Origin of the sequence: Halocynthiibacter styelae, from assembly GCF_016123485.1 — a bacterium.
Taxonomy (GTDB): Bacteria; Pseudomonadota; Alphaproteobacteria; order Rhodobacterales; family Rhodobacteraceae; genus Halocynthiibacter; species Halocynthiibacter styelae.
On the sequence record NZ_JADCKQ010000004.1, the window covers coordinates 242,238 to 268,680 of the forward strand.

26 protein-coding genes are annotated in these 26,443 nt (G+C 54.6%); 12 read left to right on the forward strand and 14 right to left on the reverse strand.

What is annotated here, in order from left to right; all coding sequences use genetic code 11:
* Positions 1-11: 11 nt before the first annotated feature.
* On the forward strand, positions 12-1,340 hold the full coding sequence (locus H1D41_RS07435; protein ID WP_228848293.1) for an FAD-binding oxidoreductase: 1,329 nt from the start codon (positions 12-14) through the stop codon (positions 1,338-1,340).
* Positions 1,337-2,086, forward strand: a complete 750-nt coding sequence (locus tag H1D41_RS07440; RefSeq protein ID WP_228848294.1) for an SDR family NAD(P)-dependent oxidoreductase — start codon at positions 1,337-1,339, stop codon at positions 2,084-2,086. The genes H1D41_RS07435 and H1D41_RS07440 overlap by 4 nt, the downstream gene beginning before the upstream one ends.
* Positions 2,087-2,090: 4 nt before the next feature.
* Here the strand turns inward: H1D41_RS07440 and H1D41_RS07445 are convergent, their stop codons facing one another.
* Together H1D41_RS07445 and H1D41_RS07450 are read right to left on the reverse strand one after the other, a co-directional pair.
* Entirely contained in the window at positions 2,091-3,515 is a 1,425-nt protein-coding gene (locus H1D41_RS07445) for a UbiA family prenyltransferase (protein WP_228848295.1), read from the reverse strand.
* Positions 3,508-4,347, reverse strand: coding sequence for a lytic transglycosylase domain-containing protein (locus H1D41_RS07450; protein WP_228848296.1), 840 nt, complete (start codon positions 4,345-4,347; stop codon positions 3,508-3,510). Before H1D41_RS07450 ends, H1D41_RS07445 begins: the two co-directional genes overlap by 8 nt.
* Positions 4,348-4,785: 438 nt before the next feature.
* Here H1D41_RS07450 and H1D41_RS07455 point away from each other — a divergent pair, with 438 nt between their 5' ends.
* The 3 genes from H1D41_RS07455 to cpaB all read left to right on the forward strand — a co-directional run bounded on the left by H1D41_RS07455 (position 4,786) and on the right by cpaB (position 6,347).
* Positions 4,786-4,971 (forward strand): Flp family type IVb pilin, encoded by a 186-nt coding sequence (locus H1D41_RS07455; RefSeq protein ID WP_228848297.1) that lies wholly within the window; start codon positions 4,786-4,788, stop codon positions 4,969-4,971.
* A 206-nt stretch (positions 4,972-5,177) separates the two neighbouring features.
* Positions 5,178-5,363 carry a Flp family type IVb pilin gene (locus tag H1D41_RS07460; protein WP_228848298.1) on the forward strand — a complete coding sequence of 62 codons (186 nt, stop codon included), beginning with the start codon at positions 5,178-5,180 and terminating at the stop codon, positions 5,361-5,363.
* 180 nt (positions 5,364-5,543) lie between these two features.
* The gene (gene cpaB / locus H1D41_RS07465; protein WP_228848299.1) at positions 5,544-6,347 is read left to right on the forward strand and encodes a Flp pilus assembly protein CpaB; all 804 of its coding nucleotides are present in this window, start codon (positions 5,544-5,546) and stop codon (positions 6,345-6,347) included.
* A gap of 55 nt (positions 6,348-6,402) precedes the next feature.
* Here the strand turns inward: cpaB and H1D41_RS07470 are convergent, their stop codons facing one another.
* Both H1D41_RS07470 and H1D41_RS07475 read right to left on the reverse strand, forming a co-directional pair.
* Positions 6,403-8,292 (reverse strand): acyl-CoA synthetase, encoded by a 1,890-nt coding sequence (locus H1D41_RS07470; protein WP_228848300.1) that lies wholly within the window; start codon positions 8,290-8,292, stop codon positions 6,403-6,405.
* A gap of 125 nt (positions 8,293-8,417) precedes the next feature.
* Entirely contained in the window at positions 8,418-10,202 is a 1,785-nt protein-coding gene (locus H1D41_RS07475) for an ABC transporter transmembrane domain-containing protein (RefSeq protein WP_228848301.1), read from the reverse strand.
* Positions 10,203-10,517: 315 nt separating this feature from the next.
* On the opposite strand from H1D41_RS07475, the gene ptsP reads away from it, so the two are divergent.
* Positions 10,518-12,758 carry a phosphoenolpyruvate--protein phosphotransferase gene (gene ptsP, locus H1D41_RS07480; protein ID WP_228848302.1) on the forward strand — a complete coding sequence of 747 codons (2,241 nt, stop codon included), beginning with the start codon at positions 10,518-10,520 and terminating at the stop codon, positions 12,756-12,758.
* A 7-nt stretch (positions 12,759-12,765) separates the two neighbouring features.
* Here ptsP and H1D41_RS07485 read toward each other — a convergent pair whose 3' ends face one another.
* Entirely contained in the window at positions 12,766-13,254 is a 489-nt protein-coding gene (locus H1D41_RS07485; RefSeq protein ID WP_228848303.1) for a GNAT family N-acetyltransferase, read from the reverse strand.
* A gap of 97 nt (positions 13,255-13,351) precedes the next feature.
* Between H1D41_RS07485 and H1D41_RS07490 the strand changes: the two genes are divergently transcribed.
* Genes H1D41_RS07490 through H1D41_RS07515 form a run of 6 tightly spaced genes read left to right on the forward strand, consistent with a single transcriptional unit; the run spans position 13,352 to position 18,182 of the window.
* Positions 13,352-13,957 carry a flavin reductase family protein gene (locus H1D41_RS07490; RefSeq protein ID WP_228848304.1) on the forward strand — a complete coding sequence of 202 codons (606 nt, stop codon included), beginning with the start codon at positions 13,352-13,354 and terminating at the stop codon, positions 13,955-13,957.
* Between the two features lie 37 nt (positions 13,958-13,994).
* A complete protein-coding gene (locus tag H1D41_RS07495) occupies positions 13,995-14,873 on the forward strand; it encodes an S-methyl-5'-thioadenosine phosphorylase (protein ID WP_228848305.1) in 879 nt (292 codons plus the stop codon).
* Positions 14,870-16,129: a DoxX-like family protein gene (locus H1D41_RS07500; protein WP_228848306.1), complete on the forward strand. Its 1,260-nt coding sequence runs from the start codon at positions 14,870-14,872 to the stop codon at positions 16,127-16,129. Before H1D41_RS07495 ends, H1D41_RS07500 begins: the two co-directional genes overlap by 4 nt.
* On the forward strand, positions 16,129-16,611 hold the full coding sequence (locus H1D41_RS07505; RefSeq protein ID WP_228848307.1) for a DUF2269 family protein: 483 nt from the start codon (positions 16,129-16,131) through the stop codon (positions 16,609-16,611). The genes H1D41_RS07500 and H1D41_RS07505 overlap by 1 nt, the downstream gene beginning before the upstream one ends.
* Positions 16,612-16,620: 9 nt before the next feature.
* Positions 16,621-17,652 carry a DUF418 domain-containing protein gene (locus H1D41_RS07510; protein WP_228848308.1) on the forward strand — a complete coding sequence of 344 codons (1,032 nt, stop codon included), beginning with the start codon at positions 16,621-16,623 and terminating at the stop codon, positions 17,650-17,652.
* Positions 17,649-18,182 carry an adenine phosphoribosyltransferase gene (locus H1D41_RS07515; protein WP_228848309.1) on the forward strand — a complete coding sequence of 178 codons (534 nt, stop codon included), beginning with the start codon at positions 17,649-17,651 and terminating at the stop codon, positions 18,180-18,182. Before H1D41_RS07510 ends, H1D41_RS07515 begins: the two co-directional genes overlap by 4 nt.
* Before the next feature lie 163 nt (positions 18,183-18,345).
* Here the strand turns inward: H1D41_RS07515 and H1D41_RS07520 are convergent, their stop codons facing one another.
* From H1D41_RS07520 to cyoE, 9 genes are all read right to left on the reverse strand, one after another.
* Complete coding sequence (locus H1D41_RS07520) at positions 18,346-19,761, reverse strand: FAD-binding oxidoreductase (protein ID WP_228848310.1); 1,416 nt, start codon at positions 19,759-19,761, stop codon at positions 18,346-18,348.
* Between the two features lie 59 nt (positions 19,762-19,820).
* The gene (locus H1D41_RS07525; RefSeq protein WP_228848311.1) at positions 19,821-20,405 is read right to left on the reverse strand and encodes a GNAT family N-acetyltransferase; all 585 of its coding nucleotides are present in this window, start codon (positions 20,403-20,405) and stop codon (positions 19,821-19,823) included.
* Complete coding sequence (locus tag H1D41_RS07530) at positions 20,405-21,682, reverse strand: M16 family metallopeptidase (RefSeq protein WP_267473621.1); 1,278 nt, start codon at positions 21,680-21,682, stop codon at positions 20,405-20,407. Before H1D41_RS07530 ends, H1D41_RS07525 begins: the two co-directional genes overlap by 1 nt.
* Positions 21,683-21,690: 8 nt before the next feature.
* On the reverse strand, positions 21,691-23,079 hold the full coding sequence (thrC, locus tag H1D41_RS07535; protein WP_228848312.1) for a threonine synthase: 1,389 nt from the start codon (positions 23,077-23,079) through the stop codon (positions 21,691-21,693).
* A gap of 29 nt (positions 23,080-23,108) precedes the next feature.
* Positions 23,109-23,774 (reverse strand): SURF1 family protein, encoded by a 666-nt coding sequence (locus tag H1D41_RS07540; RefSeq protein WP_228848313.1) that lies wholly within the window; start codon positions 23,772-23,774, stop codon positions 23,109-23,111.
* Between the two features lie 84 nt (positions 23,775-23,858).
* Positions 23,859-24,674 carry a cytochrome c oxidase subunit 3 gene (locus tag H1D41_RS07545; RefSeq protein WP_107495093.1) on the reverse strand — a complete coding sequence of 272 codons (816 nt, stop codon included), beginning with the start codon at positions 24,672-24,674 and terminating at the stop codon, positions 23,859-23,861.
* A 27-nt stretch (positions 24,675-24,701) separates the two neighbouring features.
* Positions 24,702-25,286, reverse strand: coding sequence for a cytochrome c oxidase assembly protein (locus H1D41_RS07550; protein ID WP_107495094.1), 585 nt, complete (start codon positions 25,284-25,286; stop codon positions 24,702-24,704).
* Positions 25,283-25,471, reverse strand: coding sequence for a hypothetical protein (locus tag H1D41_RS07555; protein ID WP_228848314.1), 189 nt, complete (start codon positions 25,469-25,471; stop codon positions 25,283-25,285). Before H1D41_RS07555 ends, H1D41_RS07550 begins: the two co-directional genes overlap by 4 nt.
* On the reverse strand, positions 25,471-26,418 hold the full coding sequence (gene cyoE / locus H1D41_RS07560) for a heme o synthase (RefSeq protein WP_228848315.1): 948 nt from the start codon (positions 26,416-26,418) through the stop codon (positions 25,471-25,473). Before cyoE ends, H1D41_RS07555 begins: the two co-directional genes overlap by 1 nt.
* Positions 26,419-26,443 lie beyond the last annotated feature (25 nt).

The following is a 26,443-nucleotide window of genomic DNA, read 5'->3' on the forward strand; positions in this document are numbered from 1 at the left end:
AAACAGCTTATATGACCTGGAAAACAGATACACATACGGGCTGGGGCCGGGTCCACAGCACCACGGGCGAACTTGCCCGACCTGAACGTCAGTCTGCACTGCTGCGTCTGACTGAGACCATCACAGCACCCGCAATCGGAATGCGCCGGTCCTACGGCGACGCGCCCCTGAACAGCGACGGGCGTGCAATTGATATGACCCGTCTGGACCGGATCATCAGCTTTGATCCTGAAGCCGGCCTGCTGGAAGCCGAAGCTGGTGTTCAGATAGGCGTGCTTGCCGATGTTCTTGCACCACAAGGCTGGTTGCCAGCAGTGATGCCCGGAACAGGCTTTGCAACACTCGGCGGCTGCATTGCAAATGATGTGCATGGCAAAAACCACCACATTGACGGAAGCTTTGGCGATCATGTGGAAAGCATCACAATTCTGCTGGCGGGCGGTCAGCGCAAAATACTGACGCCAGGTCGCAACAAGGATCTGTTCCGCGCAACAATCGGCGGCCTGGGTCAGACTGGCGTGATCCTGTCGGCCAAACTGCGCCTGAAACCCTGCGTTGGTGACGTAATCATGGTGACTGAACAGAGGGCGGCTGACTTTGACGCTTTCATTTCTCTGTTGGACAACTCGCGTGCGACCTATTCGGTTGGCTGGATTGATGCGACGGCACAGGGCAACGCCCTTGGGCGTGGCATTCTGGAAGAGGCCGAAACGGGTGCTGGTCTGGTCCCTGCCCCGAAACGCGCGAAATCTGTACCGTTTAATGCCCCAGGCTGGGCCCTGGCATCCCCCATCGTAAAGTTGTTTAACGCGCTCTATTACAGACGTGTTCCCAAAACTGGCCGAACCCTGGTTAAACCCATCGGTGATTTTTTCTTCCCATTGGATGCCATTCACAACTGGAACCGACTGTATGGCAAACTGGGGTTTCATCAGTTTCAATGTGTTCTGCCTGTGGACAGGAAAGACGACCTGCGCGAGGTGCTGGATCTGATCGCACGTTCTGGTCTGGCATCCCCGCTTGCGGTTCTCAAGCGCATGGGGCCAGATGTCGGCGATCAACCTGCAGGTATGATGTCTTTCCCGCAGGAAGGCTATACGCTGGCCGTAGATTTCCGGAACCGACCAGGCGCAGAAATCCTCATCCACCGCCTTGAGGAAATGACCGCAGATGCGGGCGGGCGCGTTTACCTGGCCAAAGATTCCCTGGCCAGAGAAACCCGCATCAAATCCATGTACCCTGAACACGCGACCTGGTGTGACATCGTCAACAAAGCCGATCCGGAGGGCGATCTGAAAACAGATCTGATCCGCCGCCTTGATCTGAGGACTGCCCAATGACCCCGAATACACAAGAAACCTGGATCATTCTGGGCGCGACCTCATCCATGGCCCGTGCCTTTGCCCGTTCTGTTGCACAGGACGGGGCTGCGGTTCTTCTGGCCGGGCGCGATATGGAAGATATGCAGGTATTCGCTTTAGATCTCGCACTCCGCGGAGCTATTTTGGCTGAAGCACACGCGATTGATATGCGCGACAACACGGGCTTTGCGCCACTGATTGAGCGGGCTCAGCAAGAAGAGGGACAGATTTCGGTCGCTGTGTTCACAGGCTCCATGCCGCCGCAGTCCGAAATTGACGACAATCCCGAACTGATCCACGGGGTCATTCGCGACAGCTTTACCGGACCGGCAGAGTTCCTGCAGATGATCGCACCGGAAATGGAAACACGCGGTGGTGGCCAGGTTGTTGGTGTCGGCTCTGTTGCCGGGGACCGCGGACGCATCGGGAATTATGTCTATGGCGCAGCCAAAGCCGGCTTTCATACATATCTGTCAGGTTTTCGCAATCGTCTGAACCGGTCTGGTGCCCATGTTTTGACCGTAAAGCCCGGCTTTGTCGACACCGCCATGACCTGGACTGTGGACGGAATGTTCCTGGTCGCTTCGCCTGAAAATGTAGCCCGCGACATTCGCAAAGCCCTGCGCAAAAAACGCAATGTGATCTACACACCGTTTTTCTGGTGGGGGATTATGTCGATCATCCGGTCCATTCCTGAGTTCATCTTCAAAAAACTTTCCGTCTGACGTGCTACAGGCCAAACCATTGTTGCCACAACCCGGCGGCATAGAAGATCAGTGAAACGGTAATCAGCAGGAACCCGATCCCGCGTTTGTCTTTCAGTGCGAAGACAATGGGATCGTGATCCTGCTTTCCGTGATACCCCAGACGGATCATGCGCAAAAGCCAGGCGGACATCGGCACCATCGCCAGCCAGAGCAGCCATTGCGTCGGATATAGCATCTGCGCCTGATCAGAACGTGTGTAGAGGAAGAAAATCAGCAGGGAGAAAACCATCCCAAGGCCGGACACATTCACAAGGTCGCCCATATCCGCACGCCCGTAGCCTCTGCCCGGAAGGCGCGCATCACTTGTCGCCAGGGCCAGTTCGGTCATCCGTTTCACACATCCCAACGTGATGAACACCGGGAAGATGAAAACCATCATATAAAGAGATGCCTCAACGCCGGTTGCCGCCGCCCCGGCAACCACCCGTAGTGTATAGAGGCTGGCCAACGCCGCAATATCCACCCAACGCATCCGTTTCAATTGCAGGGAATAAGCCAGAGACAGTCCCATATAAATAAGAATAGTGAACAGAAACCCTGTCCCAAGCAAAGCCGCGATGCCCAATGCGGCACAGGAAAGAAAAACGAATGCCAGCATTCCAACAGGTATTGGCACGGTTCCCGCAGCAAAGGGGCGAAAGCGTTTTTTGACATGCTGCCGGTCAGCTTCGAGATCCAAAAGATCGTTTACTATATATATAGAAGACGCCGCCGCTGAAAACGCCATTATCCCCAGAAGCAGCAACAACAGGTTGGTGAGCGTAAATTCATGTGATGCCAGGATCGGCAAAAACAGCAGAACATTCTTTACCCATTGATGCGGGCGTATGGCTTTCAGTAAGGCCCGGCCAGACCAGCCCCCTGCAAACCGGATAACTTCCTGACCCGGTCGGGCCGTTGGTTCGATGTCTCCGACAACCAGCGCCTTATCAGCTTGCGCCCAAACCGCGCGGTCTGCGGCATGATCGCCTGCATAGTCAAAACCCTGTTCGCCATATGTCTGACTGAGATATTCTGCTTTTGCTTCCCCCTTCAGGTTCGCTATCCCATCGGAACCCCTGCTGTGTTCGCTATACCCATGATGTTGTGCAAGCTCAGATACCAGTTTCTGATCAGAGGCCGATACCAGGAGAACCTCTCGCCCTGCGTTGCGCTGTTGATCCGCATAATCTTTCAGTTCCGGATGCACCGGTAAAAGCGCGACATTCAGGTCAGCTATCCCGGCAAGTTCACGTTTCAGCCGCGCACGGTCAGTAAGGTTCGCAACAGCGCACCGGCATGCCGACAAAGGATCTTTCCCAAGTGCGCCCCAAAAGCATTCAAATAACATATCCGTCTTCAGAAATGTTCCGTCGATATCCAGTACAAGGGGTTTGTCGTCAGCCATCATTGCCTGCCAGGTTCACGTAAAACACACAGCCATCTGTGGCCAGTTCCGGAGGCGTTGTACACAACCCCCGCGCGATGGTCCAGGCGGCGACAACCTTTGGCACATAACCACGGGTTTCAGCGTATTCCGGCACACCATTGTTTCGCTTTACGGCATTCTCGCCGGCATTATACGCAGCCAGCACCATAATGGGATCATAGTTAAACTCCCCCATCAGCCAGTCAAGATATGCAACACCGCCTCTGAGATTCTGCACCGGGTCCATTCGATCAGTTACGCCAAACCGTTCTGCAGTTGCCGGCATAAGTTGCATCAGCCCGCCAGCCCCCGCAGAACTTACGGCGTCCTCACGTCCGGCAGATTCAACCCCAATAACGGCCAATACCAGCGCTGGGGAAACCTTAGTACCAACGGTTGCACCCAGAATTTCACCACCATATTTTTCAGCGATACTTTGCAGGTTCTGCATTCTCGGAAAACTACTTTCCTCACTGGTCGAGTTTGACAGAACCTGCTCTGCCAGCTCGAGAGAGTTCGGTGCGGAATCTGACAGCGCCGGAGACACCTCTTTCCAGAACCATGCGAAGGGTAAACTCTCTGCTGTGTCTGTCGGCGCAACAGTTGCAACTGTTTCCGTTTCATCCACAACCGAACCATTCGAACCCGTCGGCAAAGCCAGCGCCCGCGCCTGTTCCTCCGGATCAATCTGCACATCAATCCGGCGACGTCCTTCAAAGCTCTCTGGCACTGAAATCCAGCGCGCAGAAAAATCACCCGAATTTGGAAAACCCTGCGACAGGCAAGGCTGGGCCAGCAAAAGAAGGTACACACATCCCCCCACACAGGACATATACCCCATTCCTCTAAATCGACCAGGGGAAGAGAAAAAGGTTTCACGCATGGTAAACTGCTGCCTCTGTTTTGATCACGATTCTCACAAATCTCGAAATCTATGGCCAGAGTTTTCTGTCTTTGAGCAGGCATTTCAGGCACAAAACTGCCCCCTGAGTCTTAATAACAACAAAACCGCAAAGATATATTAAAATATATTATAATAAATCAATAACTTACATGTTTTTCCACTTTTCTCAGCATCAAGCCAAAAATACCTGATATCTGCCCAGGTCTTGCCCCATTCCGGGGGTTATATAGCCCCATAACAAGCTCGTATGGGCGTATGATCAAAAGTGAAATGTTGTGCAAGGCCTCCACGGGCCACCTCAAACTCCGCTTTTCGCGGCTGATTAAACTAAGTTAGGATATAAAAATGCTGAATCTCATCAAAAACTTCGCAAATGACGAATCCGGTGCTGTGACTGTTGACTGGGTCGTTCTGACCGCAGCTATCGTTGGTCTGGGCATCGTGATCATCAACTCCGTAGGTACCAACACTGCTGAGCTGGCACGTGAAATCGGTTCTTCCGTAAAAGCACAAAGCGTACAGACATACTAATTCTATACGCTCTGCCCGGATACCGGACAGAATTTACAAGCCACGCCTCGCGCGTGGCTTGTTTGCTTTGAGGGTAGTCCAGCTTTCCCCTCTGGAGAGAGACATCCCATTCACGCCAGATCGTGATCAACTTGCTGCCACAATTCACCTATAAGATGAATTTGTTCAGTACATTTACCAGTATCACACATCAGCGGGGCGGGCCTATGCTACATCTGTTCAGAAACTTTCTAGACAACGAATCCGGTGCCGTAACCGTCGATTGGGTTGTTCTCACCGCTGGCATTGTCATGATGGGGGCTGTTTTCGCTATTCCGATCGGAAATGATGTTTCTGAACTTTCACGCGAAACGGGAACGGCTATTGGTTCCATGAGCGTAGCGACTTACTGAAACCCTCTTAAAACAAGCGTTTCACAACTTGTTATATTAACTTATTGCGCGTATTCAGTTATCAGGTTCTAAATATAACCTGGGCACTTTTGACGCATTGATTCAGCCGAAAATGCAGTCAGAAAATGTCCAGATGATCCGTATTTGATGGCGGAAAATGAAATTCTGGAAGGAATAAAAATGCGCGCTGTATTTGGCCTCGTACTTGTTGCCGGCGTCGGTCTGGCCGGGCTTGCCGTATTCAAAGTAAAAGAACGCGTGGATGCATATCAGCACGCGCTGAACAACGCCAACCAGGGCAGCATCCCGACTACTCCCGTATTCGTTGTGTCTGAACGTCTGGTTTACGGACAACAGATGACTGAAGAACATGTACGTCTTGTGGATTGGCCAGCAGCATCACTGCCTGAAGGTACATTCTCTGAAATCGGCCAGCTTTTCCCTGATGACTCACTGGCGTTTCGCAGCGTTGCACGGATCATGGAAGTAAATGAGCCAATCCTGGCTGTAAAAGTATCCGAACCCGGAAAAGGCGTGGGCATCCAATCCCAACTGTCCCCTGGTAAGCGGGCGTTTACAATTCGTGTGGATGCCGTCACAGGTGTATCCGGCTTCCTGCGTCCTGGTGATCTTGTTGACATTTACTGGACCGGACAGGACGCACGTGGCGAAGAGCTTTCTCAGCTTATTCAGCAGGCCGTGCGGGTCATCGCGGTGGATCAAAGCACGAACGAAGATCAAATCGAAGCCTCCGTCGCCCGAACCATCACTGTCGAAGGAACCCCTCAGCAGGTCGCCGATCTCACTCAGGCCCAGGCCAGCGGACGTCTACTGCTTTCACTGCGTATTGTTACCGAAGCCGGGGATGTGATTGAGGAAGAGGTTATCACCACAACCCGGGACTTCCTGGATGGCGGGAAATGCTACATTTCCCAGGGATTTGGCGCAAATAAAACTGAGGTTGAAGTGGATTGCGCGGAATAACAAAAAAAGGCGCCCGCTGTCCCGGGCGCCTTTTCTATAAGATCTGAGAATACTATTAGTTGGCCCATTCCCAGGGCCGCGTAAATTTACCCAAACAATCAACAACAGCTTGATCCGCAACATCACCTGTCTTCACAAGCTGCGCAACAAGCCCGCGTTTTTTATCGTCAATCACCACAGTCACCTGCGCCGCAACCCCTGACTCTGTCAGGGCCGCATTGTAAATCCGGGTAATCGCGCTTTTACGCAGGTCCGGTTTAAACACCTTACCCACCGCTGTTTTCGGCAATTCAGCCATGATTTCGATATACTTCGGATTCGCGGCCCGTTCGTGGATATGCTCTTTCGCATAAGCCATCAGTTCCTCTGACGTCACGGACGCGCCTTCCACCAGCTCAACATAGGCACAGGGGATCTCACCGGCATGCCCATCGGGTTGACCAATGGCACCAACGAAACCAACCGCAGGGTGACCTGCTAACGCTTCTTCGATCTCTGCGGGGTCAATATTGTGACCGCCACGAATAATCAGATCTTTTGCACGTCCAGTGATGAACAGATAGCCTTCCGCATCAATCCGGCCCAGATCACCCGTGCGCAGGTATACATCATGATGGAAGAGATCATGGTTCTTGTCGACTTCTGTGTAAGTTGAACCTTCAAATACGCCCGGATTATCGATGCAGATTTCCCCGATTTCATCGGTCCCACATTCAACAGGTCCATCCGGCCCATTTTTCAGAATTTTCACATCACAATGGGGAAAGGTCATCCCAACGGAACCGGTTTTCTTGTTCCCACCCGGAGGGTTACAGGAAACCAGACAGGTTGCTTCTGTCAGACCGTACCCTTCGATGATCTGCACGCCGGTGGCCTCTTCAAAACGGCGATATAGTTCCAATGGCAGTGGCGAAGACCCAGAAAATGCCCCAGATAATGTGGAAATATCCGCATCAATTGGACGCTGCATCAGAGCAGAAAGCGCTGTGGGTACGGTGACAAGGAAGGTCACCTTATAGCGTTCACAGAGCTTCCAGAAGTTATCAAACACACCGTCCCCGCGGTAGCCGGCCGGCGTCGGGAAAATCACATGTGACGCTGCGCCGATCATCGACATCATAATCGGATAGACCGCGAAGACATGGAACAGCGGCAACGGACACATGACGTTATCTTCAGGCCGGAACAGCAGGGTTGAACCCAGCCAGCCGTTGTAAATCATGCCGGAATATTTGTGCTGGGCCACCTTCGGCATGCCAGTTGTGCCGCCGGTGTGGAAATAGGCCGCGACGCGATCCTCTTTCTTATCCTCAAAGTCCAGTGTCTTGTTCTGTTTTGCCATTTCCGCGTTGAAGTTGAGGACGCGCGCAGAATGACCCGAAGGATTCTTCGGTCGAATCAGAGGCACAATCCAGGATTTCGGCGGTGTCAGGTAACGCAGCAGATCAATTTCAAGCACTGTTTTGACATTGGGTGCATCTTTCAGCGCCTCAGCTGCTTTCTGCGGCACATCGGTTTTCGGGAAAGCCTTCAGTGTCACCAGAACCGTCGCATTGGTTTCACGCAGAATGGCGGAAATCTGTTCTGGATCAAGCAGCGGATTGATCGGGTTCACAATCCCCGAAATCATCCCACCCAGCAGCGTATATGCAGTTTCCATCGCATTCGGCAGAAGAAAAGCTACAACGTCATTTTCACCGACACCAAGCGAACGAAAAAGATTCGCAGCCTGCACGGATTTTTCATAAACGCCAGTCCAGGTCTGGGTTTCTGCCTTGTCCTTTGGCCCGGATGTGATCTGATAACTGATCGCATTCCCATTGGGGTTCTTGTCTTTGGCTGAAGCCAGAAAATCATGCATTGTTCGCGGCAAATCCCGCGCTTCAAAACTTTCGGCTTCCTGTTCGATCTTCAGCAGATCTTCCAGACTGGCAAATTTACCCATCTGTTATTTCCCTCCCTTATGTCCGTTTTTTATGGACCTTTTGTCACACAATGGTCGCATAAAGGCGGTGACGCAAGCCTGACGCTGCGCCCCCTGCCCTTAATCAGGGGGGAATTTAGACGAAATTAAACCTCTGCGGTGAACTGAAGCTTTGCCAGACGCGCATAAAGCCCGCCTTCTTTGACCAGTTCTTCATGGGTGCCCTGGGCTACGATCCCGCCCTCTTCGAACACCACAATCCGGTCAGCTTTTTTCACGGTCGCCAGACGGTGCGCCACGATCAGTGTCGTACGGTCCTTCGCCAGATCATCAATCGCCCCCTGCACGGCACGTTCGCTTTCGGCGTCCAGGGCAGAAGTTGCCTCATCCAGCAGCAGAACCGGCGCATCCCGCAAAATGGCACGAGCAATTGCAATGCGTTGTTTCTGACCGCCGGACAGCATCACGCCACGTTCACCAAGTTCCGAATTATATTGCTCTGGCAGCGCCATCAGAAAATCATGCGCTGCAGCGGCTTTTGCGGCGTCAACTACATCCTGATCACTGGCGCCCGGACGCCCGAAACGGATGTTATCCATGGCAGAGCCTGCAAAAATCACCGGGTCCTGCGCCACAAGTGCAATATGTTGGCGGAAGTCGGCGCGTGTCATCTCTGTCAGATCAAAACCATCAAGCATCACCTGCCCCTGGTCCGGATCATAAAAACGCAACAACAACTGAAGGATGGTCGATTTACCCGCGCCTGAAGGGCCAACAAGCGCTACGGTTTCCCCCGATTTCACGTCCAGTTGCAGATCCTTCAACGCCGCTGTATCGGGACGGGATGGGTAGTGGAACGTAACATCATTAAAACGGATATCACCCCGGGCGCGCGCACCAAATGTCTTTGGCGCAATCGGGTCATTCACCTGATCTTCGGTTTCCAGCAGTTCGATCAGGCGTTCTGTCGCCCCTGCAGCGCGCTGCAATTCGCTCCAGATCTCGGACAATGCACCAACGGCACCGGCAACCATGATCGCATAGATCACAAATTGTACGAGTTCCCCGGTGCTCATCAGTTCGGCCTGCACGTCGCGCGTCCCGATCCAGAGCACACCGACGACACCTGAAAAGATCAGGAAAATCACAATCACGGTCATAATCGCGCGTGTAAAAATCCGTTTTGCCGCCGCACCAAACGCCTTTTCTGTGACATCGTCAAACTGCGCGGTTGTGCGGGTTTCATGGGTGTAGGCCTGCACTGTGCCCACTGCCAGAAGCGCCTCAGACGCAGCACCGGAACTTGCAGCGATCCAGTCCTGGTTTTCACGGCTGAGCTTGCGCAATCGCCGCCCCAGCACGATGATCGGGATCAGAACCCCGGGAACAATCAGCAACACAAGCCCGGTCAGTTTAGCACTGGTAAAAAGCATCAGAACCATTCCGCCCATGAACATCAGGACATTACGCAATGCCACGGACAGCGATGACCCAATCACCGATTGGATAATCGTGGTGTCTGTGGTGATACGCGACAGAACTTCGCCGGTCAGGGTCTTTTCATAGAATTCGGGGGAAAGGGAAATCACACGCGCAAATACGGCCTTGCGCATATCAGCGACGATACGTTCACCCAGGCGTGTGACCAGAAAATAACGCAGCCCGGTGCCAACAGCCAAAAGGGCAGCCACAAGGATCGCAGCACCAAAATACTGATCCAGAAGATGTGTTTCCCCATTCGTGAATCCATCTACGACACGGCGCACCGCGATTGGCAGGATCAGCGAAAGAGCCGCTGTCGCCGTCAAAGCCAGCAGCGTCAGAAGCACCTGAAGCCGATAAGGTTTTATAAAAGGCGACAACCCGCGCAGCGCACTGATTTGTTTCGACTTTCCGCGATCTTCTGCAGAAGCTTCCGACGTATTTGCCATTTCCGGGCTCTCTTCAATACAAAGGATATCCGCCGGACATCCTGCCTGTTCTTTCTCCGGAAAAAACTTTCGGCGTGCATACGCCAGCATTTCCGGAGCATCCTGATTTCCAAGGGTAGTTATCAGTTAAACAGGGAAAAACAAGGTTCATTTCGCCGCATTTTCTGCTCCAGGGATCGAACCCGACAATGGCATTATGCCCATTGCGTCTATATTTTTTCCACTCTCCTGCCTGTCCATCGCATTTGCGGAACTCTGCTCTTTCCCTTGTCACGTAATCTGCCGTACAAAGAACGCAAGGGAGCAAGAACAAACATGGCACACAGCACAGAAAGTGAGAGCCGAAAGCTTCTCGGGCGGTTACGCGAGATTATGGCGGAAGACAGCGCGGGCCAGGCCCGTCTGGATCAGATCACTGCACTTGTGGCGGATTCTATGGAAGCCGATGTGTGTTCTATTTATCTGTTCCGCGATGACGATACCCTGGAACTATGTGCAACCCATGGCCTGAACCAGGATGCGGTACATCAGACCCGCATGAAAATCGGCGAAGGTCTGGTCGGGCGCGTTGCGAAATATTCCCGTGTGGTCAACACGCCGGATGCACCGTCTGAAAAAGGCTTCCGCTTTATGCCGGAAACCGGGGAAGAAGTGTTTTCCTCTTTCCTGGGAATCCCGTTGCAGCGCCTGGGTGAACGTCTGGGCGTGGTTGTGGTGCAATCCAAAGATGCCCGCGTCTACACCGATGACGAAGTTTACGCGCTGGAAGTCGTCGCCATGGTTCTGGCTGAGATGACCGAACTTGGCGCCTTTGTCGGTGAAGGCGCCGCACTGTCGCCTCTGCACAGTCAGGCGGTGATGCTACGCGGTTCTGTCGCCCAAGAAGGCGTGGCAGAAGGCAATGTCTGGCTGCATGAAGCCCGCGTCGTTGTCACCAACCCGATCGCTGATGATCCGGAAGCCGAACAGATCCGTCTGGAAGAGGCTGTCGATCAGCTGCGCGTTTCTGTTGATGAGATGCTTGATAACGCTATTGGTGGTGACAAAGATCAGGTGCAGGTGCTGGAAGCCTACCGGATGTTTGCCAATTCCAAAGGCTGGATGCGGCGCATGTCGGAAGACATCAAACGCGGGCTCTCTGCGGAAGCTGCGGTTGAAAAGGAGCAATCCACAGCACGCGCCCGTATGTCTCAGGCCTCGGACGCTTACCTGCGTGATCGCCTGCATGATCTCGATGATCTGTCCAACCGTCTGTTGCGTATCCTGACGGGTCAGGGATCAAATACCGGCGCGGAAATGCCTGAGAACCCGATCCTGATTGCGCGCAATATCGGCCCCGCAGAACTGCTGGATTATGGCCGCAATCTGAAAGGCATCGTGCTTGAAGAAGGTTCTGTCGGTTCTCACGCCACCATCGTTGCACGTGCTCTTGCAATTCCCCTGCTGATCCACACCGACCGGATCACGAATGAGGCCTTGAACGGCGATCAGATTTTAGTGGATGGTGAACATGGCACCGTGCATCTGCGCCCGGATGAAAGTGTGGTCTCTGCCTTCCGCGACAAGATTTTGATGCAGGCGGAGGCCCAGGAACGCTATACATCCATCCGTGACAAACCAGCAGAAACCCTGTGTGGTGAAGTGGTGAAGCTGACCATGAACGCAGGGCTTATGGCCGATCTGCCCAGCCTGCCAACCTCTGGTGCAGAAGGTGTTGGCCTGTTCAGAACCGAACTTCAGTTCCTCGTCCGCAATAAAATGCCCAAACGCGCAGAACTGGCCGCAACCTATGAAACCGTGCTGAATGCCGCTGAAGGTAAGCCGGTGGTGTTCCGCACGCTTGATATCGGGTCAGACAAAGTCCTGCCCTATATGAACCCCCTGGACGAACCGAACCCGGCGCTTGGCTGGCGTGCGATCCGTGTGGGTCTTGATAAGCCTGGTGTGATGCGGATGCAGGTGCAGGCGCTTTTGCGGGCCGCCAAAGGGCGCCCATTGTCCGTGATGTTCCCGATGGTCGCGCAGTTTGAAGAATTCAAACAGGCGCGTGACATCTTCCTGCGCGAAGTTGAACGGGAACGTGCACTTGGGCACGCCCTGCCGGAAAGCTTTGAAATCGGCACGATGCTAGAAACGCCAAGCCTGGCCTTCGCCCCACCACAGTTCTTTAAGATGGCGGATTTCATTTCCATCGGCGGCAATGACCTCAAGCAATTCTTCTTTGCCGCCGACCGTGAAAATGAACGGGTGCGCAAACGTTATGACACGCTCAGCGTCAGTTTCCTGAACTTCCTCGAAACCATCGTTGCACGCTGTAAAGAAGGCGACACGCCTTTGTCGTTCTGTGGTGAGGATGCCGGCCGGCCGGTCGAAGCTCTGTGCTTTGCCGCCATGGGCTTGCGGGCGCTGTCCATGCGTCCGGCTTCTATCGGCCCTGTGAAGCATCGCCTGCGCCGTACGAACCTTCAGGAACTGCGCGCAGTGATTGACCAGGCCCGCGCAGAAGGCGTTGAAACCGTGCGCCCGGCTGTGCTGGAATATCTGCGTAAGGGATAACTGCGGATCACTGCCGTGCTTTATCCACCGTCCCCGTGATACCCTCCCAGGCACCTGTCTGCAATTCCAGCCCCAGCACACGTTCGGGGTTGGTAGGCGGTGGCATTGTGACATCATCAAGCTTCACAAACCCAAAGCGGCGATAGTAAGGTTCATCCCCCACAAGCATCACCCGGCCCCAACCGGTTTCCCGGGCAACTTCAAGGCTGTGACGCATAAGAGATCCGCCCAGTCCTTCGCCCTGATGGGTCGGGTGAACAGCCACAGGCCCCAGCAGCAACACCTGTTTGCCACCGACATCCACCGGCCAGTACCGGATCGCGCCAGCCAGTATGTTTTCTTCATCCCGGGCAATGATGGAAAGTTGTTCGACAGGCGGAATATTGTTACGCAGACGATAAGACGACAGGGCTTCACGCCCTGGAGCAAAACAAAGGTCATAGAGGGCTTCGACTTCCCACCAGTCCTCTGAACATTCCTGTCGCAGCTCAATCATCTGCGTCCCTCACACAGTTTTCCACCCTCAGCATCTGGACCTTCGCACGATGCATCATTACCTCTGAGTAAACCGCAATTCCCCCGAAGGAAAGCAGATGTTCTATCGCCCTCAGGATGGCCACGGCCTGCCTCATAATCCCTTTAATGCCCTCATTACCCCACGCCCAATTGGCTGGATCTCAACACGTGATGGTCAGGGCCGCGATAACCTGGCCCCCTATTCATTTTTCAACGGCGTCGCCTATGAGCCGCCGCAAGTGATGTTCGCCACGACGTCTGCCAAAGCAGACCGGGGTGAAACCAAGGACAGCGCGGCAGGAATTGAAGAAACCGGGGTCTTCTGTGTGAATATCGTTGGATTTCAGATGCGCGACGCCATGAACGCAAGCTCGGCCGCCTTGCCCGCCGGGGATGATGAATTCCTGCACGCAGGCCTGCCCAAAGCAGAATGTTCAGAGATCAACTGCCCCCGCGTGGCCGACGCCCCTGCAGCACTGGAATGCAAACTGACAAGAATCGTGCAACTGCCTGGCGAAGCCAACCGGGTGGTTTTTGGCGAAGTGATAGGCGTACACATGCGCGATGATTGCATGACAGACGGCATGTTTGATGCGACAAAATATCAACCCCTGGCCCGTATGGGATATCGTGATTACGCGAAGGTGGATGAGGTCTTTACCCTTGCGCGTCCCGATGATTAAATCTGCCTGAATTTAAGCACATGAAGGAGCTGCCCCGATGACCACAGAAACCATGATTGGCGTGATCGGGGGCTCTGGCCTCTATGAAATTGACGGACTGGAAAATGCGACCTGGCAGGCGGTGGAAAGCCCCTGGGGCACACCCTCAGATGAGATCCTGACCGGCACACTCAATGGCGTAAAAATGGCCTTCCTGCCACGACATGGACGTGGCCATGTGCATTCCCCGACAACCGTTCCATACCGCGCCAATATTGATGCCCTGAAACGTCTGGGTGTGACGGATGTGATCTCTGTTTCTGCCTGCGGATCCTTCCGCGAGGAAATGGCACCAGGTGATTTTGTCGTGGTGGATCAGTTCATTGACCGCACCTTCGCACGGGAAAAATCCTTCTTCGGCACCGGCTGTGTTGCCCATGTCTCTGTAGCCTATCCCACCTGTCCACGTCTGTCTGCCACCTGCTATCAGGCGGGCGAAGCGGCTGGGATCAACATGCACAACGGAGGCACCTATCTGGCGATGGAGGGGCCGCAGTTTTCGACTCTTGCCGAAAGCAAAATGTACCGCGAAAGCTGGGGCTGTGATGTGATTGGCATGACCAACATGCCCGAAGCGAAACTGGCCCGTGAGGCCGAGCTTTGTTATGCCTCCATCGCGATGATCACCGATTATGACAGCTGGCATCCGGAACATGGCGAAGTTGACGTGACCGAGATCATCAAAACCTTGATGGGTAATGCCGACAAGGGCCGCGATTTGGTGACCCGGCTGCCAGATCTTCTGGGTGCAGACCGCGCCCCTTGTGAACACGGGTGTGACCGGGCATTGGAATTCGCCATCCTGACCGCACCGGACAAACGCGACCCGGCGTTGATGGCCAAACTTGATGCGGTGGCCGGGCGTGTGTTGATGTGAAACCACGCGTCCTAATCCTGGGGGCCGATGGATTTATCGGCCGCCATATCGCCTTTGAATGTCGCGCGGCAGGCTGGGACGTTCTCGCCTCCGCGCGCCGGGTCAAAGCCCTGAAGTATATGGGATTTGAGGTTCTGCAGGTCGATCTGACGGCACCCGCCTGCCACGAACCCACTTTCTGGCAGAACAATGCGGGCCGATGTGACTACGTCGTAAATGCCGCCGGACTTCTGACAGGGTCAGAAGACGCTTTTGAAGCGGTTCATGTGTTTGCGCCCCAGGCAGTGTACCGTGCATTTCCAGCAGCACGAAAACTGCTGATCTCTGCTGTGGGTATTGAGAAAGCCAACACGCCCTTTGCGATCTGGCGACGCAAAGGCGAAGTCCTGGCGCGTGTGAATGATGTGATCTGCCTGCGCCCCGGACTTGTGTTAGGGGATACCTCTTATGGCGGATCATCCCTGCTCCGCGCTCTGGCCAGCCTGCCTGTTACGCCGCTGCTTGGGGACGGCATCCAGGAGATGAACCCAATCCATGCACAGGATCTTGCAAAAGCAGTGCATGAAATGCTGGAGCATGGCACAGCACACGGCCCCCACGACATTGGCGGTCCAGAGGACATCACACAAAAGCAGATGATTGCCGCCTATCGTGCCTGGATGGGCCTTGCCCCCTGTAAGAGTTTTGCCCTTCCCGCAAGATTTGCGCGTCTTGCCGGGAAACTTGGCGACTTCATGAAGATGGGACCGATTTCCACCACTGCCCTGGCGCAACTTGATGCCGGTGTTCTGGCCCGGGGAACCCCGCCACTGCAAACCAGACCGCGTGGTTTCACGGCGTTTCTTAACGCGCGCCCTGCAGGCACGCAGGATCTCTGGCAGTCGCGGTTATTTCTTTTGCGCCCATTGTTGCGCCTGATGCTGATTTTTATGTGGGTGCTGTCCGGGCTTATTGGATTGTTCCTGCCGTCCTCCCACTTCCTGCCACTGCTGGCCGGTGCTCCCCTGCCCGATATCGCCCTGATCGCCATTGCCCGGATTGGCGGGTTGGCCGATCTGGCGATTGCCCTTGCCCTGTTGCGGGGCTGGCTGCTGAAACTTATGGGTTGGGTGCAGATCACCTTCGTTGGAAGTTATACCCTGGGTCTGACCATTCTTGCCCCTACACTTTGGTTTCTACCCATCGGTGGGCTCCTGAAAAATCTGCCCATCCTTCTGCTGCTGGTCATTTTTCTAATCCTTGAAGAAGAACGCTGATGGACTGGTATTTCATAGCCAAATACGCGCATATCCTGTGTTCTACCGTTCTTTTTGGCACAGGCATTGGTACGGCTTTCCAGATGGTCTGGGCCATGCATCTGGCGCGCAAAGACCGCGTGGAGACAGTGCATTCCGTCGCATCCGGTGTTGTGATTGCAGACTGGATCTTCACCACGCCCGCTGGTTTTCTTCAGCCCGCAACAGGCCTCTGGCTGATCTGGTTGCAGGGATGGTCCCTATGGGAAAGCTGGCTGATTGTGACTTACCTGCTCTACATCATCGCCCTGATCTGCTGGCTGCCCGTCGTGCACCTGCAGATCCGTATTCGTGAGCTTGCGCGTGATGCCCTGCAAAATGGCACCCCCTTGCCGGGTCACGCCTGGCGCCTGTATCACATTTGGTTTGCCCTGGGCTGGCCGGCATTTATTGCGCTGATGGGTGTGTTCTGGCTGATGGTGACAAAACCGGTTTTATTTTAGGAGGTCTTCATGCGGTTGCAAGGTATAGATGTCGCGCGGTTCATCGCCTTTCTGGGCATGGTTCTGGTGAACTTTCGTATTGCGGCACAGGTGACGACGGATGCTGATTTCCCCACCCTTGTGACCAACAGCCTTGAAGGACGCGCCGCTGCCCTGTTTGTTATTCTGGCAGGTGTTGGCTTTACCATGGGCCACGCAAGCGGGCGACAACCCTGGCATCTGACCCTGCGGCGGGCGGTGTTTCTGTTTATCATCGGTATGCTCGACATGGTGATGTTTGATGCGGATATCCTACATTTTTATGCCTTGTATTTCCTTGTTGGCATGCTGTTCACACAGGCGTCTGGTCGGATGCTTTTGCTGGGGGCCGGTGCGATTACCCTGATTGGATATATCGCCTTGTTTGCCTTTGATTTTGAAAACGGTTGGAACTTTGAAACCTTTAAGTATGCGGATTTCTGGAGTATTTCGGGCTTTCTGCGGCATTCATTCTACAATGGCTGGCATCCGGTCTTTCCCTGGGCTGCACTGTTTCTGATTGGCATGTGGGTCGGACGGTTGGATCTGGCGGCACGGGGCACGCAGCTGCGCCTATTGATCTGGGGTGGCATCCTTGCGACCACGACATCTTTGGTCAGTAAGACCTTGGGCAGCCTGGACCCCGAGTTGATCGAAATCGTTTCAACCGCCCCTATCCCGCCAACACCGTTCTATATCCTTGCAGGGTCGGGAACTGCCATCGCGATGCTGGGACTCATCCTGCTGATCACCCCGATCTTAACCCGCTTGCACTTTACAAACCTTTTGGCAGCACCTGGCAAAATGAGCCTGACATTATACATGGCCCATATTTATCTGGGTATGGGAATACTTGAAGGGATCGGGAAACTGGATGGCAGCCTGTCCGCCTATGATATTTTCGCAATTTCTCTGGGTTTTTGCGTGATTGCCGCATTGTTTGCACGTCTTTGGTTCATTAAGTTCAGACGCGGCCCGCTTGAGGGTCTGATGAGGCTCACCACGGAAGGCAAAGTGAGATGAAAAAAGACGTCAAAGATTACATCCGGACGATTGTTGATTTCCCGCATGAAGGCATCATGTTTCGCGATGTGACCACATTGTTTTCCGACCCACGCGGGTTTCGCATGGCGATTGATCAGCTTCTGCACCCCTATGCCGGGCAACCGATTGATAAGGTGGTAGGCCTTGAAGCCCGCGGCTTTATTCTGGGTGGCGCGATTGCGCATCAGCTGTCCGTTGGTTTTGTGCCTGTGCGCAAAAAGGGCAAACTGCCTGGCACAACGATCAGCCAGGACTATAACCTGGAATATGGCGAAGCGATTGTGGAAATCCATGACGACGCCCTGAAACCGGGTGAACGCGTGCTGGTTGTCGATGACCTGCTGGCCACCGGTGGCACCGCAGAAGCCGGGATCAAACTGCTGGAACGTCTGGGCGCTGAGATCATTGGTTGTGCCTTCGTAATCGACCTGCCGGAACTGGGTGGTCGGAAGAAACTGGAAGCGCTTGGCATGGATGTTTACGCCCTATGTGAGTTTGACGGGATGTAAGGTTAACTTTTACCGAAATTCTGAATTTCACCAATTTGGTAAACCTTTCGGTAAGGAATAGCCCCTAAGACTAAGCCTGTCCGCTACCCACGGACGCTGCTTGTATAACACACGTAAAAGTACCAACCGCCCTGCCCTGCGCAGGGCGGTTGTTTTCTGTGGCTCAGGTCAGAACAGCACCCGGGTTCAGGATACCAAGAGGATCAAGCGCCGCTTTCATCTGCTTCATCACCCGATACCGCGTCGGGTCGGCATAACGGATCAGCTCATTCGCTTTCATCCGACCGATCCCGTGTTCCGCGCTGAAGGATCCGCCATAGTCATGCACAAGATCATGCACCAGGCGTTCAATGTCATCCCTTACATGCGCCCAGGCCTCACGCGTTTCCCCTACAGGCGGGAAGACGTTGTAATGCAGATTACCATCCCCAAGGTGACCAAAACAATTCACCCGTACGGGGGCTATTTCAGCAATTTTTGCCATGCCATGAGGGATGAATTCCGCAAGGGCTGACAGTGGCAACGAAATATCATGGCTGACAATCGCACCCACCTTCTTATTCGCCGCCGGTATATGTTCGCGCAGGGACCAAAGCTGATTACGTTGTGCAAGCGACTGGGCAATCACGCCGTCCGACACCAGCCCCGCCTCAGCCCCCTGAACAAATAGCTGTTCCAGCAGGGCTTCTGGATCAAGCGCAGCAGGCAAGCCGAATTCGACAAGCACGGACCATTCAGGAACATCGGCAAAAGGTTGATGTATCTCGGGCAAAGTATCACGCACAAACCCGACGCCGGTGCCTGAAAGCAATTCAAACGCCGATACCCCGTCACCAGACAAATCACGGGCAATGCCCAGAAGTTCAAGCGCCGCCGCAGGATCACGCACGACAAGCACAGCCGTCCCCACACGCGCAGGACGCGGGGACAGGCGCAGGCTGGCGGCGGTAATTACCCCAAGCGTGCCTTCTGAACCAATCAACAGGTTTTTCACATCATAACCGGTATTGTCTTTGCGCAGGCGTGACAGGTTGTTCAGTACAGATCCATCGGCCAGGACGGCCTCAACCCCAAGGCACAGATCACGTGTATTGCCGTAGCGCAGCACATTCACCCCGCCTGCATTGGTGGCCAGGTTCCCACCGATCCGACAGCTGCCTTCAGAAGCAAGCGACAGGGGGAATAGACGGCTTTCTTTTTCCGCTTCCTCCTGGATGCTGGCAAGTGTCATCCCTGCTTCAGCCACCAGCACGTTCTCTGACGGATAAATCGCGCGCATTGTGTTCATACGTTCAAGCGACAAGATCAGCGGCGCAGGCCCCTGATCTGCTGCCATGATCTGCCCGCCCACAAGGCCTGTACCACCGCCGAAGGGAATGACGCCAATAAGGTATTCAGAGCAAAGCTTCAGAACGTCGGAGACCTCTTGCGTATTGCGCGGGGCGACAACAGCACCGGCATGCCCGGCGATGCGTTTACGTGGCTCTTCCAGATACAGTGCATCCGCCGGGCGCAGAATGTCTTCGCCCAGGGTTTCTGTCAATGTAGCGATAAACTCAGGTGTAACAGGTTGCAGCATTTGGGCCTCCGTCCGGAGATGAACATGTGATGCGGTGTATTTCAAGCCAGGTCGTGGCCTCAGCCTGCATCGGTCTTGCCACGGCGATCCCCGCGCAGGTTGGCGTATAGCACATGGGTGCGCCAGCGGCCGCTGATCTGCAAGTAGCTCTGGGCTACACCTTCGTATTTGAAACCGGACCGTTCCAGCAACCCACGACTGGGTTGATTTTCCGGCAGACAGGCGGCTTCGAGGCGGGAAAGGTCCAGGTCACGGAAGGCGAAATGTTCCACCGCCAGAAGCGCTTCCAGCATATAGCCCTGCCGCGCAAAGCCCTGCCCGATCCAATAGCCAAGCGTGCCGGCCTGAGCAGGACCGCGCCGGATGTTATCCAGCGTAATTGCCCCGATCAGATAGTTGTCTGCACGGCGAAACAGGAACAGTGGCGCAGCAGTGCCCTGCGAAATCGACCTCCGGGCCCAATAGACCCGGTTGGTAAACCCCTTGCGGGACAGGTGATCTTTTGACCATGCTGGTTCCCATGGCGTCAGAAACGCCTGGCTGGTGCGGCGCAACGCAGCCCATTCGCGGAAATCCGCGTGCTGAGGCGGGCGCAGATACAGGCGGTCCGTCTCCAGCCGGATGTTTCGTTTACGCCCCAGCATCAGCCCGCCATGCGACGTGCATTCAAGGCCGCAAGATCCGCAGCACCGGCCACAGGGCCGTATTGTGCAAGCGTCGCACGGGCGTTGACCGCCATATCAGCCCCAAAGGCCCGAAGCGCGTTCAGATCAACGCTGTCGATCTTCTCAACGACCTCATTCACCGGTGGCACGCGGCCCCAGATCGAGGTCATACGCGCCAGGCGTTCTGCACGGTTTGACGGGCTTTCCAGCCCCATCAGCATCCCGGCCTTCATCTGCGCACGGGCGCGATCCAGTTCAGCCTGGGTGATTGTATCACTTGCGCGCTTCATTTCGTCAATCGTAACAAGCGCCAGCTCTTCCACCTGATCACCGCTGGTGCCTGCGTAAATCGTCGTCATACCACTGTCAGCAAACGCCCCGGCCTGCGCGTAGATCGTATAGCAAAGGCCACGTTTTTCCCGCAGTTCCTGAAACAGTCGCGAAGACATGCCGCCGCCAAGAACACCAGAATACAGTTGAGCCGCCCAGATCCCGTCATCTGTGTAGGCCGGGCCTTCAAAAGCCAGGGCAAAATGCGCCTGTTCAAGATCCTTCTCAACCCGGACTTCACCACCGCGATAGCTGCCACCGGACATGGCAGGGGCTGTGCGGGCGGTGTGCGTACCAAACAGAGCCTTTGCCTGTTTTACCAGTTGATCATGATCAACAGCACCCGCCGCCGCCAGGATCATATTGCCAGGGCCGTAATGGGCACCAATAAACTGTTCGAGGTCCGATTTCTGGAAGGCCGACACTTTTTCAGCCGGGCCAAGGATCGTGCGACCAAGTGGCTGATCCGGGTAAGCCTGTTCCTGCAGCCAGTCAAAGATCACGTCATCCGGCGTATCAAGCGCCTGCCCGATCTCCTGAAGGATCACACCGCGTTCTGTTTCGATCTCATCCTGATCAAAGGTCGGGTTCAGAAGGATATCGGAAATCACATCCAGCGCCAGCGGCACATCCGCCGCCAGAACACGGGCGTAATAGGCTGTCATTTCGCGGGATGTATAAGCGTTAAGATACCCACCCACATCTTCAATCTGCTCTGCGATATCCAAAGCAGACCGGGTCGCCGTGCCTTTAAACGCCATATGTTCCAGAAAATGGGCGATGCCATTCTGGTCCTCAGATTCATTGCGACCGCCGGCGTTAACCCAGATACCAAGGGTCGTGCTTTCAAGGCCGGGCATGGATTCCGTGACAATACGAAACCCATTGGGCAGCGTATGTGTGCGCAGGTTGTTCTTTGTGCTCAAATTGGTACTCACTTCTTAAGGCGCTCGCGGATCAGGCTGGTCAGTGCGGTCAGGTCGTTTGCAACAGGCGTTACACGTTCGCTGCGCTCAAACAGATCCGCCATATGGGCAGGCAGGCCAACGTCAACGCCACAGGCATCTTTTACAGCTGCCGGGAATTTCGCCGGATGGGCAGTGGCGAGGGTGATCATCGGCACCTCAGACAGGTTGGCATCCCCAATACGCGCACCAATTGCGGAATGCGGACACAGGACTTCACCAGTGCGGGTCAACATATCTTTGATGGTCTCAGAGGTTTCTTCTTCAGACACGCGGCCAGATGTAAACTGTTCCCGCAGCGCTTCCATCGCGCCCTGGCTGATGCTGAAGCTACCGCTTTCAGACAGGTCATTCATCACGGAACGGATCGCATCGCCATCGCGCCCGTAAGCGTCAAACAGCGCGCGTTCAAAGTTGGAACTAACCTGAATATCCATTGACGGGCTGATGGACGGGCTTACGCCTTCTTTGGTGTAAGCGCCGGTTTCCATAGTGCGGTGCAGAATGTCATTCTGGTTGGTGGCAATCACCAGCTCTTTGATCGGCAGGCCCATCTTCTTGGCAATGTAGCCCGCGAAAATGTCACCGAAGTTGCCGGTTGGCACAGTAAAGGACACTTCGCGATGCGGTGCGCCAAGGGACACAGCAGAAGAGAAATAATACACAACCTGCGCCAGCACCCGGCCCCAGTTGATAGAATTCACACCAGCAAGCCCAACTTCGTCACGGAAGGCATGGTCGTTGAACATATCTTTCAGACGCGCCTGGCAGTCATCAAAGTCGCCCTTCACCGCAAGCGCATGCACGTTGTTTTCCGAAGGCGTGGTCATCTGACGGCGCTGAACCTCAGACACGCGGCCTTCCGGGAACATGATGAAGACGTCGACGTTATCCAGACCTTTGAAGGCCTCAATCGCCGCAGAACCCGTGTCACCGGATGTTGCCCCAACGATCACGATACGCTGGCCGCGTTTTGTCAGAGCCGCCTGGAACATCTGACCAATCAGTTGCATGGCGAAATCTTTGAACGCAAGCGTCGGGCCATGGAACAATTCCAGCAGGAAATGGTTCGGCGCAAGCTGCTTCAGCGGTGCTCGGGCGTCATGGGCGAAACCGGCATAAGCCTTTTGGATCAAGCCCCGGAATTCATCATCGCCAAAGCTGTCGCCCACAAAAGGGCGCATAACGCGGTAAGCGATCTCTTCATAAGACAGACCGGCCATATCAGCGATTTCCGCCTTGGTCAGAGTCGGCACATCTTCCGGCACATAAAGGCCACCGTCACGGGCAAGACCTGTGAGCATGGCGTCTTCAAAAGACAGTTCGGGCGCCTGGCCCCGGGTCGAGATATATTTCATCGCTTTGCCTTGCCTGATCAGCATTTGGTTTACAGTGTTCTCTGCCTGATACGCCAGAGAACGGCGCTTGTCATCACCACCCAGAAAAATGCCAGAGAAAACCAGGTAATCGCATATCCCAGATGGTCATTGGGAATGCCTTCAGTTGTCAGAGGCACCGGGCGGGCGGTGTAAAGATCTGGTGTCACGGTACGCGCGACAATCAGCAGTGGCTCGGTCCCAAGCGACATGGAAATCGCTTCAAGGTCGCGGGCGTACCACGTGTTGCCCTCTGGGGGCGGGGTAAATTCGTTCAGCTCATCCGGCCAGTGCATATTGCCGGTAATGGTGATCTCAGCCGGGCCGTTGAAATCAGTATGCGAGTCCTGGCGACGAAAGCCACGGTCCAACAACAGTCGACGCCCATTAGTCTCAAACACAGAGATCATGCGATAGCCTGCGCCCTGCCCGCGGGCAGAGGCAAAAACCTGCACACCATCATCAGCAATGCCAGTTGCGGTCACAGGCAGATAGCGGTGCTCGTCCCAGGTTGGGGTTTCGGGAATGGCGACGGGATCTCCCTGGATGCGCGCTTCGACATCTGCAATAAGATCCAGCTTCCAGTTCAGGCGCGACACCTGCCAGAACCCCAGCCATAGCAGGAGTGCCAGGCCAGCAATCCCAAATATCAGTGTAAGGATGAATTTCACCCGCATGAATGCCCCTTATTCACCGCGCAAAGAAAAAGCGCAGGTGTTTCCACCTGCGCTTTAAAGCCGTTATTTGCAGAAGGTGCAAGCTTACGCACCCCAGATATAAACTGCGGCAAAAAGGAAAAGCCAGACAACGTCCACAAAGTGCCAGTACCATGCAGCAGCTTCAAAGCCGACGTGGTGTTCCTGGGTAAAGTGACCTGCCTTTGCGCGCATCATGCAAACAAAGAGGAAGATCGTGCCAACAATCACGTGGAAGCCGTGGAAGCCGGTCGCCATGTAGAAGACACCGCCATAAACGCTGCCGCCCAGACCAAAGGTTGCGTGGCTGTATTCGTAGCCCTGGAAGAAGGTAAAGATCAGACCCAGCAGAACCGCGATCAGCAGGCCGTTGATCATGTCTTTGCGGTTGTTTTCATGTGCAAGCGCGTGGTGTGCCCATGTACATGCCGCACCGGAACACAGCAGGATCAGCGTGTTGATCAGCGGCAGGTGAAATGGATCGAATGTCTCGATACCAACCGGAGGCCAGACACCATCAATTGCAGGGCTGTCAGGACCCATTGGGTACATGGCGTTTTTGAAGAAAGCCCAGAACCATGCCACGAAGAACATAACTTCGGACATCACAAACAGGATGAAACCCGTACGCAGACCGATACGGACAACCGGTGTGTGGTCAACGCCGTTCTGGCCTTCTTTGACCATCTCAGCCCACCAGGCGAACATCACATAAAGTGTGCCAGCCAGACCAACCAGGAAGATCCATGGGTGGTTGTTCTCAATATTCGGGCTCATCCAGATGACAGCCCCAAAGAGCATGATAAAGCCGGAAACCGCTGCCATAAGAGGCAGCCAGCTTGGGGCCAGAATGTGGAAGTCGTGATTTTTTTCGTGTGCCATGTGCGTTCCCTCTGCCGGAGGCTTTTCTTATTCAGTTACTGTTGCCGCTGTGTCTGGCGCAAGTTGCGCCACATCTTCCGGCAGGTCGGTTTCATAAAAGGTGTAAGATAGTGTGATGTGTTGTGCAAACTTTGCTTCACCATCGTTTACAATTTCCGGATCAACATAAAATGTCACCGGCATCATCACCCGTTCACCGGGTTGCAGCACCTGCTCGGTAAAGCAGAAGCAATCGATCTTTGTGAAGTAGCCACCTGTTGAATAGGGGGCGACATTGTAGCTGGCTGTGCCGGCCACTGGGCGATCCGTGGGGTTGAAGGCCTCATAGAAGGCCAGACCGGTTTCACCGATACGAATTGTCATATCATCCTGCGCCGGGCGGAATTCCCAGGGCATGTCACGATCAAGGGACGCATCAAAACGCACAACAATGGTTTCATTCAGAACCCTGCTGGCGCCTCCGGTTGCGACCTGCGTTGTGCCACCAAATCCGGTGACGCGACAGAACCAGTCATAAAACGGGACAGAAGCCCAGGCCAGGCCGCCCATCATAACGGCGACCCCCACAAGCTTAAGTGCCGTTTTCGCGTGATTAGGTTCCTGAGCGTTCATTCCCCGGCCTCCGCAGTTGGCAAACCAGCGGCCGCATTATAAGCCTCAGGCACATTGCCAATCATCCTGACCTTTACGATCGTGATACCGAACACCAGCACGACGAGACCAACCAACACAAATCCAAGACCTGCGTTGCGGCTGAAACGACGCTTGTGCATTTCGTGTTCAACTTTGAGATCCATCAGAAACCTCCCCAGCCAAATGACTTCAATGCAGCTTCCAGCAGCAAGGCTGAAAAATGCAGGAAGAGGTACAGCAGCGACAGTTTGAAATAGCTGCGTTCTGCCTTGTAATCGTCCGCTTCTGCCGCCGCATCATCCCGGCGCAGGATCTGCCAGCCACCGCGAATGAACAATGCGTTCAGAATGATTGAGACAATCAGATAAGACCAGCCACCGATTGATGTGGCGGCAATGCCCAGGGTCACAACAGCCAAAGGCAGTGTGTAGGCAAAGATATGTTTGCGTGTGGCTTCACGCCCATGTGTCACCGTCAGCATCGGAACATCTGCATCCGCATAATCTGTCTTGGTAAACAAAGCCAGGGACCAGAAATGCGGTGGTGTCCACATGAAGGTGATCATGAACATCAACACGCTTTCAATGGACACACCACCGGTGGCCACAGCCCAGCCGATCATCGGAGGAAAGGCACCAGCCGCACCACCGATAACGATATTCTGTGGTGTCAGACGCTTCAGCCACATGGTGTAGATCACCACATAAAAGAAGATGGTAAAGGCCAGGAAGAGACCTGCAAAGATATTCGCGGTCAGCGCCAGCAGAATGCAGGAAATCCCTGACAGAGCACAGCCCAGCCCAAAGGCTTCTTCCTTTGTCACTTTACCAGCCGGAATCGGACGGTTCATTGTGCGTTTCATCTTTGCGTCAATGTCGTGGTCATACCACATATTCAGCGCACCAGACGCACCACCACCAAGGGCAATGAACAGGATGGAAACAAAGGCAAGGAAAGGATGCACGGGTACTGGCGCAACCATCAGCCCGACAAAGGCTGTGAACACGACCAGCGACATTACGCGTGGCTTCAGCAGCGCGTAATAGTCACTAAAGCCGGCTTCGTTCTCGAAGCCGGAGGTGATTGATTTATCTGCACTCATATCGCTCATGTCAGTTCCGTGTTGCTGGAGGCCA